Origin of the sequence: Streptomyces sp. NBC_01506, assembly GCF_045040295.1 — a bacterium.
Classification (GTDB): domain Bacteria; phylum Actinomycetota; class Actinomycetes; order Streptomycetales; family Streptomycetaceae; genus Streptomyces.
Map to the genome: position 1 here is coordinate 8,408,865 of NZ_CP109422.1, position 14,187 is coordinate 8,423,051.

At 72.3% G+C, this 14,187-nt stretch carries 16 protein-coding genes; 5 read left to right on the forward strand and 11 right to left on the reverse strand.

Annotation, left to right across the window (positions count from 1 at the left end):
- Window positions 1–113: 113 nt before the first annotated feature.
- The 3 genes from OG329_RS37765 to OG329_RS37775 form a co-directional block, all read right to left on the reverse strand.
- Entirely contained in the window at window positions 114–974 is an 861-nt protein-coding gene (locus tag OG329_RS37765) for an ABC transporter substrate-binding protein (protein ID WP_405801283.1), read from the reverse strand.
- A gap of 88 nt (window positions 975–1,062) precedes the next feature.
- On the reverse strand, window positions 1,063–1,764 hold the full coding sequence (locus OG329_RS37770; protein WP_405801284.1) for a response regulator: 702 nt from the start codon (window positions 1,762–1,764) through the stop codon (window positions 1,063–1,065).
- 5 nt (window positions 1,765–1,769) lie between these two features.
- Window positions 1,770–2,750, reverse strand: a complete 981-nt coding sequence (locus OG329_RS37775) for a HAMP domain-containing sensor histidine kinase (RefSeq protein ID WP_405801285.1) — start codon at window positions 2,748–2,750, stop codon at window positions 1,770–1,772.
- Between the two features lie 217 nt (window positions 2,751–2,967).
- On the opposite strand from OG329_RS37775, the gene OG329_RS37780 reads away from it, so the two are divergent.
- The 3 genes from OG329_RS37780 to OG329_RS37790 all read left to right on the forward strand — a co-directional run bounded on the left by OG329_RS37780 (window position 2,968) and on the right by OG329_RS37790 (window position 5,318).
- Window positions 2,968–3,258, forward strand: a complete 291-nt coding sequence (locus tag OG329_RS37780; RefSeq protein WP_405801286.1) for a DUF3040 domain-containing protein — start codon at window positions 2,968–2,970, stop codon at window positions 3,256–3,258.
- Window positions 3,259–3,569: 311 nt separating this feature from the next.
- Entirely contained in the window at window positions 3,570–4,055 is a 486-nt protein-coding gene (locus OG329_RS37785) for a cation:proton antiporter regulatory subunit (RefSeq protein ID WP_405801288.1), read from the forward strand.
- 6 nt (window positions 4,056–4,061) lie between these two features.
- The gene (locus OG329_RS37790) at window positions 4,062–5,318 is read left to right on the forward strand and encodes a cation:proton antiporter (RefSeq protein WP_405801289.1); all 1,257 of its coding nucleotides are present in this window, start codon (window positions 4,062–4,064) and stop codon (window positions 5,316–5,318) included.
- A gap of 121 nt (window positions 5,319–5,439) precedes the next feature.
- On the opposite strand, the gene OG329_RS37795 is transcribed toward OG329_RS37790, so the two are convergent.
- Window positions 5,440–6,015, reverse strand: a complete 576-nt coding sequence (locus tag OG329_RS37795) for a TerD family protein (protein WP_405801290.1) — start codon at window positions 6,013–6,015, stop codon at window positions 5,440–5,442.
- A 135-nt stretch (window positions 6,016–6,150) separates the two neighbouring features.
- On the opposite strand from OG329_RS37795, the gene OG329_RS37800 reads away from it, so the two are divergent.
- Complete coding sequence (locus tag OG329_RS37800; RefSeq protein WP_405801292.1) at window positions 6,151–6,558, forward strand: BlaI/MecI/CopY family transcriptional regulator; 408 nt, start codon at window positions 6,151–6,153, stop codon at window positions 6,556–6,558.
- Window positions 6,559–6,562: 4 nt separating this feature from the next.
- Window positions 6,563–7,573 carry a M56 family metallopeptidase gene (locus OG329_RS37805; RefSeq protein WP_405801294.1) on the forward strand — a complete coding sequence of 337 codons (1,011 nt, stop codon included), beginning with the start codon at window positions 6,563–6,565 and terminating at the stop codon, window positions 7,571–7,573.
- Window positions 7,574–7,682: 109 nt separating this feature from the next.
- Here the strand turns inward: OG329_RS37805 and OG329_RS37810 are convergent, their stop codons facing one another.
- The 7 genes from OG329_RS37810 to OG329_RS37840 all read right to left on the reverse strand — a co-directional run bounded on the left by OG329_RS37810 (window position 7,683) and on the right by OG329_RS37840 (window position 14,152).
- Window positions 7,683–8,138, reverse strand: coding sequence for a tellurite resistance TerB family protein (locus OG329_RS37810; protein ID WP_405801295.1), 456 nt, complete (start codon window positions 8,136–8,138; stop codon window positions 7,683–7,685).
- Between the two features lie 85 nt (window positions 8,139–8,223).
- Window positions 8,224–9,765 (reverse strand): FAD-dependent oxidoreductase, encoded by a 1,542-nt coding sequence (locus tag OG329_RS37815; protein ID WP_405801296.1) that lies wholly within the window; start codon window positions 9,763–9,765, stop codon window positions 8,224–8,226.
- A 110-nt stretch (window positions 9,766–9,875) separates the two neighbouring features.
- Window positions 9,876–10,418 (reverse strand): PadR family transcriptional regulator, encoded by a 543-nt coding sequence (locus OG329_RS37820; RefSeq protein ID WP_405801297.1) that lies wholly within the window; start codon window positions 10,416–10,418, stop codon window positions 9,876–9,878.
- A gap of 41 nt (window positions 10,419–10,459) precedes the next feature.
- Entirely contained in the window at window positions 10,460–10,870 is a 411-nt protein-coding gene (locus tag OG329_RS37825) for a PTS-dependent dihydroxyacetone kinase phosphotransferase subunit DhaM (protein ID WP_405801299.1), read from the reverse strand.
- Window positions 10,867–11,466 (reverse strand): dihydroxyacetone kinase subunit DhaL, encoded by a 600-nt coding sequence (gene dhaL, locus OG329_RS37830; protein WP_405802218.1) that lies wholly within the window; start codon window positions 11,464–11,466, stop codon window positions 10,867–10,869. The genes OG329_RS37825 and dhaL overlap by 4 nt, the downstream gene beginning before the upstream one ends.
- A gap of 85 nt (window positions 11,467–11,551) precedes the next feature.
- Entirely contained in the window at window positions 11,552–12,544 is a 993-nt protein-coding gene (gene dhaK, locus OG329_RS37835; RefSeq protein ID WP_405801301.1) for a dihydroxyacetone kinase subunit DhaK, read from the reverse strand.
- A gap of 201 nt (window positions 12,545–12,745) precedes the next feature.
- Window positions 12,746–14,152, reverse strand: coding sequence for a helix-turn-helix domain-containing protein (locus OG329_RS37840; RefSeq protein ID WP_405801302.1), 1,407 nt, complete (start codon window positions 14,150–14,152; stop codon window positions 12,746–12,748).
- Window positions 14,153–14,187 lie beyond the last annotated feature (35 nt).

Genomic DNA, 14,187 nt, shown 5'->3' on the forward strand with positions numbered 1-14,187 from the left:
GCGAGGAAAGTTAGGCTTTTTGCAGATTCCCCACTTTCCCGGAGCGGGCACATGGCGGTACGGAACCGCGCGGCCTGAGCCGACCCGACCCGACCCGACCCGGCGCGCCGCGCCTACAGCGCCTCGGCCACCGCGTCCACGAACCGCGCGTGCCCCCGGTGGCTGAGCGGCGCCTCCGGATTCCACGCCACGGTGCGCACCCGCCCGTGGAGCGTGCGCCAGTGCCGGTCGCTCCTGAGCGCGTCGGGCGTGGCCGCGTTCGCGCGTATGTCGGTGAGCACCACGTCCGGTTCGAGCGCGAGCGCCCGCGACCAGTCGGTGGTCAGCCAGTTGCCGCCCGCCTCCTGCCCGGGATCGAGCAGATCGACACCGAGCGCCGCCAGCGCCCGCAGGTCCGGCCAACTGCCGGGCCGCGCGAGATGTACGGTGCCGGGCCCGGCCGCCGACAGGGCGAGCACCCGGGCCGTGACGGGCCGGGCGGTGACCGTACGCAGCCGGGCCCGCGCCCACCGAAGGTCCTGTGCGTCGGGCTCGTGCGGTGCGCCGAGCGAGCGGGCGAGCGCCGTGAACCGGTCCCTGATCCCGTCCAGCGGACGGTCCTTGCCCACGTCGATGACGACCACGGGCAGCCGCTCCTGAAGATGCTTGGCCGTGTGCGGATCGATGCCGTAGATCTGCCCGCCGCCGTAGCTGACGGCGACCAGCAGGTCCGCTCCGGCGGCGATGACGGCATCCGCGTCGACCGTGGCGCCCGCCCCGAAGTCCCGGATGCTGTCGAGCGGCAGCCCGCCCGCCTTCGCGGGGTCGGGGGAGTCGCCGTCGTGGTGGGACCCGAAGACGCCCAGGGGCCGCAGGCCGTGGTCCCACAGGGTCGCGCCCGCCTGTACGTAGGCCACCACCCGGTCCGGTCGGCGGTCCGCGACGGTCAGTTGGCCGCGATCGTCCGTGAACTCCCAGGGGGTGTGCGGGGACATGGCGTCGCCTCATTCCGCTCTCGTGGTGCGGTGCGTGAGTATGACCCTGCCCCGGAGCCCGGCGCCGGGACTGACAACCGTACGCCGGTCAGGGCTCGATGAGACCGGCCCGGATGGCATAACGGGTCAGCTCCACGCGGTCCTTGAGGCCCAGCTTCTGGAGCAGATTGGCCCGATGACGCTCAACCGTCTTGGCGCTGATGACGAGCAGGTCGGCGATCTCCTTCGACGAGTGGCCCTCGGCGACGAGTTTCAGGATCTCCTCCTCCCGTACGGTCACGGCCTTCTCCGGGATGCTCTCGCCCCGGCGCACCCGGTCCAGGTAGTTGCGGATGAGGGCGGTGACGGCGCCGGGATAGAGGAACGGCTCGTCGCGCATCGCCGCCCGGCACGCCTCCAACAGATCGCGGTCCGCGACCGACTTGAGCACATAACCGCTCGCGCCGGACTTCAACGCCTCGAAGAAGTACTGCTCGTTGTCGTACATCGTCAGGATCAGGATGCGGGTGTCCGGCAACAGCCTGGAGAGCTCGCGGGCGGCCTGGAGGCCGGTCATCCTGGGCATCGCGATATCCAGGATGGCCAGATCGGGCCGGTGTTCGCGGGCCGTCTCGATGGCCTCGGCACCGTCGCCCGCCTCCGCGACGACGGTCAGGTCCGGCTCCGCGTCGAGGATCAGCCGCACCCCGCGCCGTACGAGGGCGTGGTCGTCGGCGAGCAGGATGCGCGTCGGCCCCGGCTCGCCGGCGCCAGGTCCTGTCCGGGTGGGACCGGAGTTCGGGTCGGTCATGGCGGTCAGTGGCTCCCGTTCGTCAGATGCGTGGCCGGTGCGAGGTGTGCGGCGGGGACGTGCAGCCGTACCCGCGTACCGCCGCCCGGCGCGTCCCCCACCGACACGTCGGCGCCGATCAGCAGGGCGCGCTCGCGCATGCCCCGGATACCGGCGCCCTCCGCGGCCGTACCGATGCCGCGCCCGTCGTCCCTGACCAGCAGTTCGAGTCCCGGCGTGCCGTGGTGCAGCGCCAGATCGACCCGCGCCGCGCGCGCGTGCCGGACGATGTTGGTGAGCCCTTCCTGGGCGACCCGGTAGAGGACCAGCTCGACCTCGCGGTCCAGCGTGGGCAGATCGCTGTCGAAGCTGCGCCTGACGGTGAGTGGGGTGTGGCTGGTGGTCTCGTTCGCGAGCGCCTTGAGCGCGCTGATCAGCCCCAACTCCTCCAGCACACCGGGGCGCAGCCGCCGCGCGATCCGGCGGATCTCGTCCAGGCTGCCTCTGGTGGTCTCCTGGACCTGGAGCAGTTCGTCGCGCAGCGGCTCGGGCGCCCGGCCGGCGACGCGCCGCAGATCGAGCAGGACGGCGGTCAGGGTCTGGCCGATCTCGTCGTGCAACTCCTGGGCGATCCTGCGGCGTTCGGCCTCCTGCGCGGAGAGCGCGAGCGCGCTGCTGGCCGCGCGTTCGGCCTCCAGCCGGTCCAGCATCGTGTTGAACGTACGGATCAGCTCGGCGATCTCGCCGTGTCCGGCCACGGCCGGCCGGGGTCCCGGCCGCAGCAGATCGGTGGTGGTCATCGCGCGGGTGAGGCGTTGCAGGGGCCCGAGTCCGATCCGTAGCAGCGCGGCGTTGGCGATCAGCATCGCGACCAGACCGGCGGCCATGATCATCGCCTCGGTGAGCAGGACCGGCGTGGAGACCGTGACGGGGCCGAGCAGCAGCAGCGCGGTCGCCGCGAACAGCACGGCGGCGTTGAGCAGGAAGATGCGCCAGAACAGGGACACGGAGTACGGCCTCCTCGGGGTGGACCTCCTCACTATCGCCCGTACGCGCCGCGTCTTGCCGTCACCCCCGGCGATCTGCATGTCCCCCGGCCCGGATACGCGTCCCGCCTGCTCCGGCTACATGGTCCACACCCCCCGATATGGGTGCCGGCACCGATGGTGACGGTGCCGTGCGGCGGGTGATCGTGGACACAGACATTCCGGGGGAGGAGGTCTCATGCACGCCCCCGACGAGGACCGGCTTCTCGACGATCTCGCCGACCGGCTGCGGCACGACGACCCGCGCTTCGCCGCCGCGTTCGAACGCGGCCTGCCCTGCCGACCGCGGGAGTACCGGCGCGGCGCCGCCTGGCTGACGCTCGCCGCCGGGCTCGGTCTGCTGGCGCTGGGGATCGCCCTGGGACACGGGCTCCTGCTCGCGGGCGGGCTCGTGGTGTCCGGCGCGGCCGGGTATCTCTTCGACCCGGACCGGGAGCACATACGGCGCGGAACTCCGCCCCCGTCCTGACGCGCAACCGTCAATATCCCCACAGATCGCCGCAATTAGCCCATTTTCTTTTACGTTAAAATGGACGACGAGTTGCCGCCGCTCGGTTGAGAGTTGGGCTGCTCATTGCCGATCGGTGGTCGAGGCGGAGGGGCGACTCATGGACGAGCGCACCCGCACCGCCTTACCGTCGCGGCCGGCCGCCGACGCCGACGCCGACTGACGGGCCCCCGCCGCGCCGCATGGTGGAGAATTTCCCCGCCAGGGGCCTCGTGCCCGCACACCACCAACGCATGCCCCTACGCCCGCATGCCCGTATGGAGCGCCTTCCTATGGAGCACACCGCTCACGTCAGCAAGACCGCCCTGCCCGGGGTCGGTACCCGCTACGACCTGAACACCGACTCGGGCCGTCATATCTCGGTCGTCGTGCACCAGGACGGGCGCCGCATCGTCGGCTTCCACGACCCCGAGGACGACGACAACTGCAAGGACTCCACACCGCTGGCCCCGTACGAGGCGACGGCGCTGTCCAAACTCCTCATGCCCGACCCGGTCGGGCATCTGCACCAGCATCTGGAGATCGACCTCGTCACCGAGCACATCCCGATCACCAAACGCTCCCCCTTCGCGGGGCGAACGCTCGGCTCCACCCAGGCCCGTGCCCGCACCGGTGCGTCCATCGTCGCCGTCCTGCGCCGCACCGACGCCGTCCCCTCGCCCACCCCGGACTTCCGCTTCGCTCTGGGGGACACGCTCGTCGTCGTCGGCACCAGGGAAGGCGTGGACGCCGTCGCCGAACTGATCGCCGGAGGATAATCGCCCGTGCACGACACGACCGCGCTGCTCATCGAACTCGGGGCCGTCATCCTCGGCCTGGGCCTGCTCGGCCGGCTCGCCGGGCGGGTGGGGTTCTCGCCCATCCCGCTCTATCTGCTGGCGGGACTGGCCTTCGGCCACGGCGGGCTCATCCCCATGGCGGCCAGTGAGGAGTTCATCGCCACGGGCGCCGAGATCGGTGTCATCCTGCTCCTGCTGCTGCTCGGGCTGGAGTACAGCGCCTCCGAACTCGTCACCAACCTCAAGACCCAGTACCCCTCCGGCATCGTCGACTTCGTCCTCAACGCCCTGCCCGGCGCGATCGCCGCGCTCCTCCTGGGCTGGGGCGCCGTCGCCGCCGTCGCGCTCGCGGGCGTCACCTGGATCTCGTCCTCCGGCGTCATCGCCAAGGTGCTCGGCGACCTCGGCAGGCTCGGCAACCGCGAAACCCCCGTCATCCTCGGTGTCCTGGTCATCGAAGACCTCGCCATGGCCGTCTATCTGCCGCTGCTCACCGCGCTGTTGGCCGGACTGAGCCTCGCGGGCGGCAGCCTCACACTGCTGATCTCGCTCGGCAGTGTGGGCCTCGTGCTGTACGTCGCGCTGCGCCACGGCCGCCTCATCAGCCGCGCGGTCTCCTCCGACAACCCGGAGATGCTGCTGCTGGTCGTCCTCGGGCTGACCGTACTGGTCGCGGGTGTCGCGCAGGAACTCCAGGTCTCGGCGGCCGTCGGCGCGTTCCTCGTCGGTATCGCGCTCTCCGGTGAAGTGGCCGAAGGCGCCCACAACTTGCTCGCGCCGCTGCGCGACCTCTTCGCCGCGGTCTTCTTCGTCTTCTTCGGACTGAACACCGACCCCGCCGCCATTCCGCCGGTGCTCGTGCCCGCCCTGATCCTGGCCGTCGTCAGCGCGCTGACGAAGATCGCCACGGGCTGGTACGCGGCACGCAGAGCGGGCGTGAAAACGGCGGGCCGCTGGCGTACGGGCGGCACGCTCGTCGCGCGCGGGGAGTTCTCCATCGTCATCGCGGGGCTGGCCGTGGGCGTCGAGCCCCGGATCGGACCGCTGGCCACCGCGTACGTACTGATCCTGGTCATCCTCGGGCCGCTGGCCGCCCGTTGGACCGAACCGCTCGCCCGGCGCCTCACGCGCAAGCCGGCGCCGAAGCCGTCGCCGGTCGTGGAGGAGCCTGTCGCCGAGGAGTCCGGCACGCAGTCGTCCGCCGCTCCGGAGCCGACGGACACGGCCCACTCGCACGGCTGAGGAGCCGACGCCCCGGACCACGTCACGGGTGCGGACACGCCGAAGGGGCTCGAAGCGCGCCTCACGCGCTCCGAGCCCCTTCGTCTGCCCTGGGTGTGGGCTACCGGCGAGCCGTCAAGGCTCAGACGCCGACACCGAAGTCGGTGGCGATGCCGGTGAGGCCGGAGGCGTAACCCTGGCCCACGGCGCGGAACTTCCACTCGGCGCCGTTGCGGTACAGCTCACCGAAGACCATGGCCGTCTCCGTCGCCGCGTCCTCACTGAGGTCGTAGCGCGCCAGCTCGGCGCCGCCGTCCTGATTCACCACGCGGATGAACGCGTTACGGACCTGGCCGAAGCTGTGGCCGCGGCTCTCGGCGTCGTGGATCGACACCGGGAAGACGATCTTGGTGATCTCGGCGGGGACGGCGGCCAGGTTCACCTTGACGACCTCGTCGTCACCCTCGCCCTCGCCGGTGAGGTTGTCACCGGTGTGCTCGACCGAGCCGTCAGGGCTCTTGAGGTTGTTGTAGAACACGAAGTTCTGGTCGGTGCCGACCTTCCCGGCCTCGTTGACCAGCAGGGCGCTGGCGTCCAGGTCGTAGTCGGTACCGGTCGTGGTGCGGACGTCCCAACCGAGGCCGACCAGGACGGCTGTCAGCCCCGGCGCCTCCTTGGTGAGCGAGACATTGCCGCCTTTGGACAGGGAAACTCCCACGCTGCTCCTCCTGAGTTGAGCTGGTGACCGGAATCAAAATCTACAACACTGTAGAAGTGTGTGCGGGGCTGCGAAGCCGCCACGCCGGGGCTGCGCCGGATGGCCCCGGGCCGCAGGTGTGCGGAGGGAGACGGTATGAGGGAGCAGGTGGACACGGACGGCATGGGTGACCGCCCGCGGCGGCGCGGCCAGGGTGAGCTGGAGGCCCAGGTGCTCGCCGTGCTGCGGCAGGCGCCGGGGCCGGTCAACGCGGGCTGGGTGCTCGACCGGCTCGGCGGGGATCTGGCGTACACCACGGTCATGACCATCCTGACCAGACTCCAGGCCAAACGGGCGGTCACCCGCGAGCGGGTGGGCCGGTTCTTCGAATGGTGCGCGACCTCCGACGAGGCGGGGCTCGCCGCCCTGCGGATGCGCCGGGTACTGGACGCGGAGTCGGACCGCGAAGCCGTACTGGCCCGGTTCGTCACCACGCTCTCGCCGGACGACGAGCGGCTGCTGCGCGAACTCCTCGGTCTTCCCGAGGACGGGACGGAGGGCTGAGCGCATGGGAGTGTTCGTCCTGCTGCCGTTGCTGCTGCCCCTGACCGCCGTGCCGATCGCGCGACTCGCCGAGCGGCATCTCCATCCACGGGTCGCCACACGGTTGTTGTCGGCGCTGGCCGCCGCACTGGCCGTGTGCAGCACGGTCTGTCTCGGGCTGCTGGTGGTCGTCGGTACGGTGCAGTTGCCCGGCCATCCGCTGCCCGACGCCTGGGCCGAACGGGAGGCCCCCGGCACCGCGCCGTACGAGGAGGCCGCCGGCAAGGGCGCCGTCGTCGCGCTGCTCGCCGTGGCCGTGTCGTGGTCCACGGCCGCCCGCAGACACCGCCGTGTCCGCCGCCGGGCCGAGGACGCGCTGGCCGGGGTGCCGGTGCCGGACGGCGAACCGACCGTGGTGCCGGACGAGGCCGCGTACGCGTACGCGCTGCCGGGCGTGCGGACCGGCTCGGCGGCGCCCCGCGCGTGGTTCGGGGTCGGGCGCGCCGCGCGGCAGTCCGTACGCGGCGGGATCTCCGGGGGCCGGATCGTCGTCTCCACGGCCATGCTCGCGTGTCTGGACGCCGACGAACGCACGGCACTCGTCGCCCATGAACGGGCCCATCTCGCCGGGTACCACCACCGCTATCTGCTCGTCGTCCGCTTCGCCGCGCGGGCCAACCCGCTGCTGCTGCCGTTGCGGTCGGCCGTGGCCTACACGACGGAGCGGTGGGCGGACGAGGAGGCGGCCCGGGTGACGGGCGAGCGGCGGGTGGTGGCGCGGGCCATCGGCAAGGCGGCGCTCGTCTCGCGCGGCACGCCCACCCCGACGCTGTCCGGCTTCGCCGCGCCGGGACCGGTGCCGCGCCGGGTGGCCGCGCTGCTGGAGCCCGCGCCGTCGGCCGGGCGCTGGCCCCCGGTCTTCACGGCGGTCGGTCTGGCGGCCTGGGCCGCTGCCGCCGGGACGCTCGGGTCGGCGCTCTCCTCGGCGAACGCGACGGTCACGCTGTTCCTCGTACTGAAGGCCGGTCCGCTGTGAACTCACGTGAGCCGTCCGGTGGTTGGCTCCCCAGCAAGAACCGGACGGGCCGCACACGCGGCCCGTCCGGTTCTTGAGCGCGGACCCCCGAAGATCCGCCGGACAGGGCCTAGACGTCGAACTCCTGCGGCTGGAGGTCGAGCGCGAAACACGCCTCGCGTACGATGGCCCGCTCCTGGGCGTCGAAGTTGCCGTCGGCGCCGCCGATGATGATGCCGATCTGGATGACGGCACGCGCCTCGGCCGGCTTCTTCTTCGCCTTGGCGATTTCCTGGAGCACGCTGACCTTGCCGATCGCCATGTCGGCGATGAGCTGGTTCAGATAGTCGTCGAACCGCTTCTGCAGATCGGCGGGCGGGAAGTTCCGCAGCACGTCGTTGCTCATGATCAACTGCGTGACGCGCTGACGCTCCGCCGGGTCGATGGAACCGTCGGCCATCGCGACCAGGGCGCACATCGCCATGCTGGCGTCACGGAACGCGCCGCTCTTGAGGTCGTTCTTCTTCGCCTCAAGCTGGGTCTGCATCGTCTGGGCGGATTCCTTGAGGCGATCCCACAGGGCCATGAGTGCTCCGTATGTCTCGGGCTGCCCGTACCGGGGGGAAGGGGTGGCACGGACAGTGCTTATTTCTACAGTGATGTAGAAGTTATCAGGTCGCCGACGTGGGACCGGCGGGCTCCCGCCACATCGGCGGCCCGGCGGGCGCGCGCGGGACAGGACCGAACAGCACGGCGCGTACGACACGCGGCGCGAACAGCACACGCAGCGGCGAGGCGAGGTGCAGCGCGGAACGAAACGGCGTACCGACGACGGGATTTCCGCCCGCCCGCTGCCCCGCCCGCGCCAGATACCAGGCCGCGGGCCGGTCGGCCGGGCGGGTCCGGGCCGCGTCACCGACGGCGCCCGGCAGCGTCCGGTCCGTCCCGGTCGCGATGTCCCACGCCTGCCGCGAGGAGCGCAGGAGCGCCCGCTGCACCCGCCGCGTCGTGGGCGTACGGCGCCGGTCCCGCAGCGCCTCGCGCAGCGCGACGGCGTTCTGGGCGGCGACGGTCATGCCCTGCCCGTAGACCGGGTTGACGGCGCACAGCGCGTCGCCGGTGGCGAGGAAGCCGGCCGGGCGGCGGCCCGGACGGTCGTACCGGCGGCGGACGTTGGCCGTGTACCGGAACGCGCGCACGGGCGAGTCCGGCTCGGCGCGCCTCAGCCACTCGTACAGGAACGGATGCGGCAGCCGGGCGGCGAAATCGGCGAACTCCTCCTCGTCCGAAGGAGGTTCGCTTCCGTGCGCGCCCGAGAAGGAGACGAGATAGCGGCCGTCCTCCATCGGCAGCGCGACGGCGCCGCGCGTCTGGGCGGGGTCGGGGACGACGAAGTACCCGGTGGCGTCGGTGGTGCTGGCGTCCTCGCCGGGACGGTAGACGCGCGAGGCGTAGACGAGTCCGCTGTCCAGCGTCTCCTGCCGCGGCGGCTCGGCGCCGACAGCCGTGAGCCAGCCCGGCGCGCGTGAACCGCGGCCCGAGGCGTCCACGACCAGATCGGCGGTGAACGCGCGGGTGACGACGCCCGCGCGGGCGGCCTTGGCGTCGGCCCCGGCCCCCGCTCCGGCCCCGGCCCCCGCTCCGGCCCCGGCTTCGGCTCTGGGCGCGGCTCCCCTCTCCCGGAGCAGCACTCCGGTCGTACGGACCGCGTCACCGAGCAGGCCCACCACCTCCGTACCCCGCACCGTCGCGATCCGTGGATCCGCCAGGACCCTGCGGCGTACGAGCCATTCGAGCAGCGGACGGGAGGCGGTGAAGAGACGATCGGTGGAGGGGGTGCGGCGGTGCCACCTGCCCGACTGCCACTGCACCAGGTCGCCCGGCATCCCGACCTCGGGCGCGCCGTGCTCCCGAAGCTCGGCGACGATGCCGGGGAGCAGGGTCTCCAGCGCCAACTGGCCGCCGGTGAGCAGCAGATGGACATGGCTGCCCTGCGGGACACCCGACCGTGGCTTCGCCCCGTCGGGGAGCAGGTCACGTTCGACGATCGTCACCCGGTCGGCGTGGGCGGCGAGCACCTGCGCCGTGAGCAGGCCCGCGATGCCGCCGCCGATCACCACCGCGTGCCGCGCCGGGCGGCCCGTGTGCCGGTAGGGCGGGGTCCGCTCCCCGGCGCGGGGCGCCGCCGCCCGGCCGGCCACGTCGTCGTCCATACGCATGTCTCCCGTTCCGTGCGGCAGTTGATCGTGGTCGTCCAGTATGTCGGAATCGACTCACGTGCCGGACGGCGTTCACGTACGGGGGACATGCCGTACGTGAACCTCTATCCTCGGTCCGACTCGCGGAGCGCTTCGGTGAGCCAGTCGACCCACACACCCTCCAGACCGATTCCGGCGCGCAGCACCAGACGCCGCAGCCGGTCCGCCTCTGTCGCCGAGGGCTCCGCGTCCGGTGCGAAGTCCCGAGCCTCGGTGTCCCGGTACTCGGCCAACTGCCGCTCATGCAGGGCCAGATGGCGGCGCAGCTCGGCCGGGAGCCCGTCCGTTCCGACCACCGCAGCCGCCCGCATCCTCAGCAGCAGAGGGTCCCGCAGGGGCCTGGGATCCTCCCGGCTCGCCACCCACCCGGTCAGTGCCTCGCGACCGGCGGGCAGCACCTCGTACTCCTTCTTCCGCCCACGGGCCGGCCGCGCCGACGCCAAGGCCCGGATGTACCCCGACTCCTCCAGCCTGCCCAGCTCCCGGTAGATCTGCTGATGCGTCGCCGACCAGAAGTAGCCGATCGACCGGTCGAAGCGGCGGGTCAGTTCCAGACCCGACGACGGTCGCTCGAGGAGGGCGGTGAGAATGGCGTGGGGGAGGGACATGAGCGCATCCTAAAAGCACCGGCCGACGCCCGGCGGTGGCCTCAGACCTTGCGGTAGTCGTACGCCTCCGAGGCCGCCGCCGCCACCGCGTCCAGGTCCGCCCCCGCCGACGCCGTGACCAGGGCCGCCACCGCGCCCTCCACGAACGGCGCGTCCAGCAGCCGTGCGCCCGGCGGCAGTTCGTCGCCCTCGGCCAGCAACGACTTCACCGTCAGCACGGCACTGCCCAGATCCACCAGCAGCGCGACGCCCGCGCCCCGGTCCACCTCGGCGGCGGCCGCCGCGATCAGCTCGGAACTGGTGCCGAGCCCGCCGTCCGGAGTGCCGCCGGCGGCGGCCACCGGAGCGGTCGTACCACCGCCCGCGAGCCCGACCGCCAGCTCGGCGACCGCCTCCGCCACCGCCCGGCTGTGCGACACCAGCACGACCCCGACGAGCTTGTCGGTACTCATGCGCCCGCCGTCGCTGCCAGGGCCGCGATCAGCAGCGCGGATGACGTGGCGCCCGGATCCTGGTGCCCGATGCTGCGCTCGCCGAGATAGCTGGCCCGGCCCTTGCGGGCCTGGAGCGGCACGGTCGCCACCGCGCCCTCCTCGGCGGCGGTCGCCGCCGCCGCGAACGACGTGCCGAGCGCCGCCACCGCGGGCTCCAGCGCGTCGATCATCGTCTTGTCCCCGGCCTTCGCGCCGCCCAACTGCGCCACGGCCGCGACCCCGGCGCCCAGCGCCTCGGCCAACTGCGCGGCCGTGACCTCGGCGGCGTCGCCGAGCGCCTTGCCCGTACGCCGCAGCAGCGTCCCGTACAGCGGCCCCGAGGCGCCGCCCACGGTGGAGATCAACTGCCGCCCCGCGAGGATCAGTGTGGCGCCGGGTGTGGCCGGCGGCTCCGACTCCAGCGCCGCGGTCACGGCCCGGAAGCCGCGCTGGAGATTGCTGCCGTGGTCGGCGTCGCCGATCGCCGAGTCGAGCTCGGTGAGCCGGTCCGCCTCCCGTTCCACGGAGGCGGCCACCGCCGTGAGCCAGCGGCGGAAGAAGTCGGCGTCGAGCACCGGCTCGGAATCCTGGTCGGACACAAGATCTCCTCGAAAAGCGTCGGGCGTATGTGCGTGCGGGTCCCCGGGAAGCCTCCGCGGGTCAGCGGCCCCAGCGCAGCGCGGGTGTCTGCACCGGCGCGTCCCAGAGCCGCAGCAGATCCTCGTCGACCTGGCAAAGCGTCACCGAGCAGCCGGCCATGTCGAGCGAGGTCACGTAGTTCCCGACGAGCGTACGGGCCACCGCGACGCCCCGCTCGGCAAGCACCCGCTGCACCTCGGCGTTGAAGCCGTACAGCTCCAGCAGCGGCGTCGCCCCCATACCGTTGACGAGCGCGATCACCGGGCCGGACGGGCGCAGATCCTCCAGCACCGCGTCCACGGCGAAGTCCGCGATCTCACGCGATGTCATCATGGCGCGCCGCTCCCGCCCCGGCTCGCCGTGGATCCCGATGCCCAGCTCCAGCTCGCCGTCCGGCAGATCGAACGTCGGGCTGCCCTTCGACGGAGTCGTCACGGCGCTGAGGGCGACACCGAAGCTGCGCGCGCTGTCGTTGACCTGACGGCCGAGCGCCTCGACCCGCTCCAGCGGCGCGCCCTCCTCGGCGGCGGCGCCGGCGATCTTCTCGACGAACAGCGTCGCGCCCGTACCGCGCCGGCCCGCCGTGAACAGGCTGTCGGTCACCGCGACGTCGTCGTTGACCAGGACCTTGCCGACGCGGATGCCCTCGTCCTCGGCCAGCTCGGCGGCCATGTCGAAGTTGAGGACGTCACCGGTGTAGTTCTTGACGATGAACAGCACGCCCGCGCCACTGTCCACGGCGGTGGCGGCCCGCACCATCTGATCGGGTACGGGACTGGTGAAGACCTCACCCGGACAGGCGGCGGAGAGCATGCCGGGCCCTACGAACCCCCCGTGCAGCGGCTCATGCCCGGAGCCGCCGCCCGAGACGAGTCCCACCTTTCCCTCGACGGGCGCGTCCCGGCGTACGACGACACGGTTGTCCACATCGACGGACAGGTCGGGGTGCGCGGCGGCCATCCCGCGCAGCGCGTCGGCGACGACGGTCTCCGGCACATTGATGAGCATTCTCAACGGGTCCTCCTCGGAAGGTCACCAGCCAGGCTTCTGAGCTGGGTATTACCTGGTCAGCCGGTATGCGGTGGGTCATGCGCGCGCCTTGTCGGCCAGTGCGGGACCACGGCGTTCTGCGGCGGGGCTGACGCCGACTCAGTATCGAAGAGGCGGGCCTGATCGTGAAGCCTGGCGCGCGGGCAGCCGTGGTCGGTTGGCCGTTCAGTGACGCCGCTGCCCGCGATACGTTCTGCCTCCTCGCCGTGGCAACAGAGCCGGGCCGTCGCCGGGAGTCGCGATCGTCTCGGCGGCCAGGTGGAGTTCCGCCCGCACCGTCGCGGACGACAGATCGAGGGACAGCGCCTTGCCGCACTTGCCCAGCCAGTCGGTGAGCGTGCTCCGGCTCAGACTCAGCTCAGCGGCGGCGGGAGCCGTGCGGCCACGGTGCTGGAGCCAACACCGAAGGGCGATACGCAGCGGTTGGTCCAGTGGCTCGAGAAGGGCCGAGGCCCAGCGACGGGCGTGCTCGGCGTTGAGCAGATCGGTGGGCAGCGGGGGGTCGGGAACAAGGCGTGCGGACGATCTGATCCGTACGGGAGCGGCCGGGGCCCGCATCGCCAGCAGGAGCTGTGCCTGCACGGTGGGGTTGTCCGGCTCGGCGGCGAGCAGAGTACCGATCCCGCGCAGCCGTGTGCGCACGGTGCCCTCGGACACGTCGAGCACCGATGCGGCGGCCTGAGCGGATCCCGACCGCAGGTATGCCTCCAGCGTCCGGTGCTGCTCGCGGTCCAGGGGCTTGAGGACCGCCGCTGACCAGGAGGTGAGCCGATGGGCGGGAACGACGTGCAGCAGCCCGCGCGAACCCAGGACGGTCGCGGACGTCAGGTGGCCGGCACTCGCGCCGTGACGCGCGTTCCCGGCCTCGGCCCATGCGGTGGCGGCCATGTCCAGCGGCAGAGGGTCCGAGAACCCCCCGGCCAACTGATGCCGGGCGGCGACGCGCGTGAGGAGCGGGCGTACCGAGTGGCGGTCGTCGCCCATGCCGTGGAGCGCGACGACCACCAACTCGTTCCCCTCCACACACACCAGCACGCGGGGGTCACCGAGGGACACGCCGGGCCGCACCGCTCGCCAATGAGCCTGGTACGCGGCCTGGACCGACTGCCCGACCAGCCGGAACACCGTGGCATGCGTGACGGCGGCGCCGCCCAGCACGTCGGTGGCCAGGTGAGGCCGCCCGCTCAGCAGGAGACGCAGAACGGCGGTGTGCAGCCGCTGCTCGGCGTGGTGTGTCTCCTCCGCCCGGCGAACCCGGGCCCCTATGCGGAGCAGATCGACGGCGGTTCGCGCGACCAGGTCGCCGCGGGACGCCGGTGATGCCGTGCCGGGGCCGACGACCAGGACGGCACCGGCCATCTTGCGGATCGTCAGTCGCGGGTAGAGCTGGGGGTGCGCGGCGGCACGCACCCCCCGGGGTCCGGCGGTGTGGGGGGTGCTACAGACGACGCCACCCGTGAGGTCCACCAGGACCGCCCAGCCCTCGGCCAGGGCCGCGGCCTCGGCGATCAGACGGTCGTCCGAGTGGGCCGCCGCACGGGTGAGCCGTCGCACCACCTGATACCGCGTCACCTCCACGGGAGAGGAAGGCGCGGGCCCCCCACCGC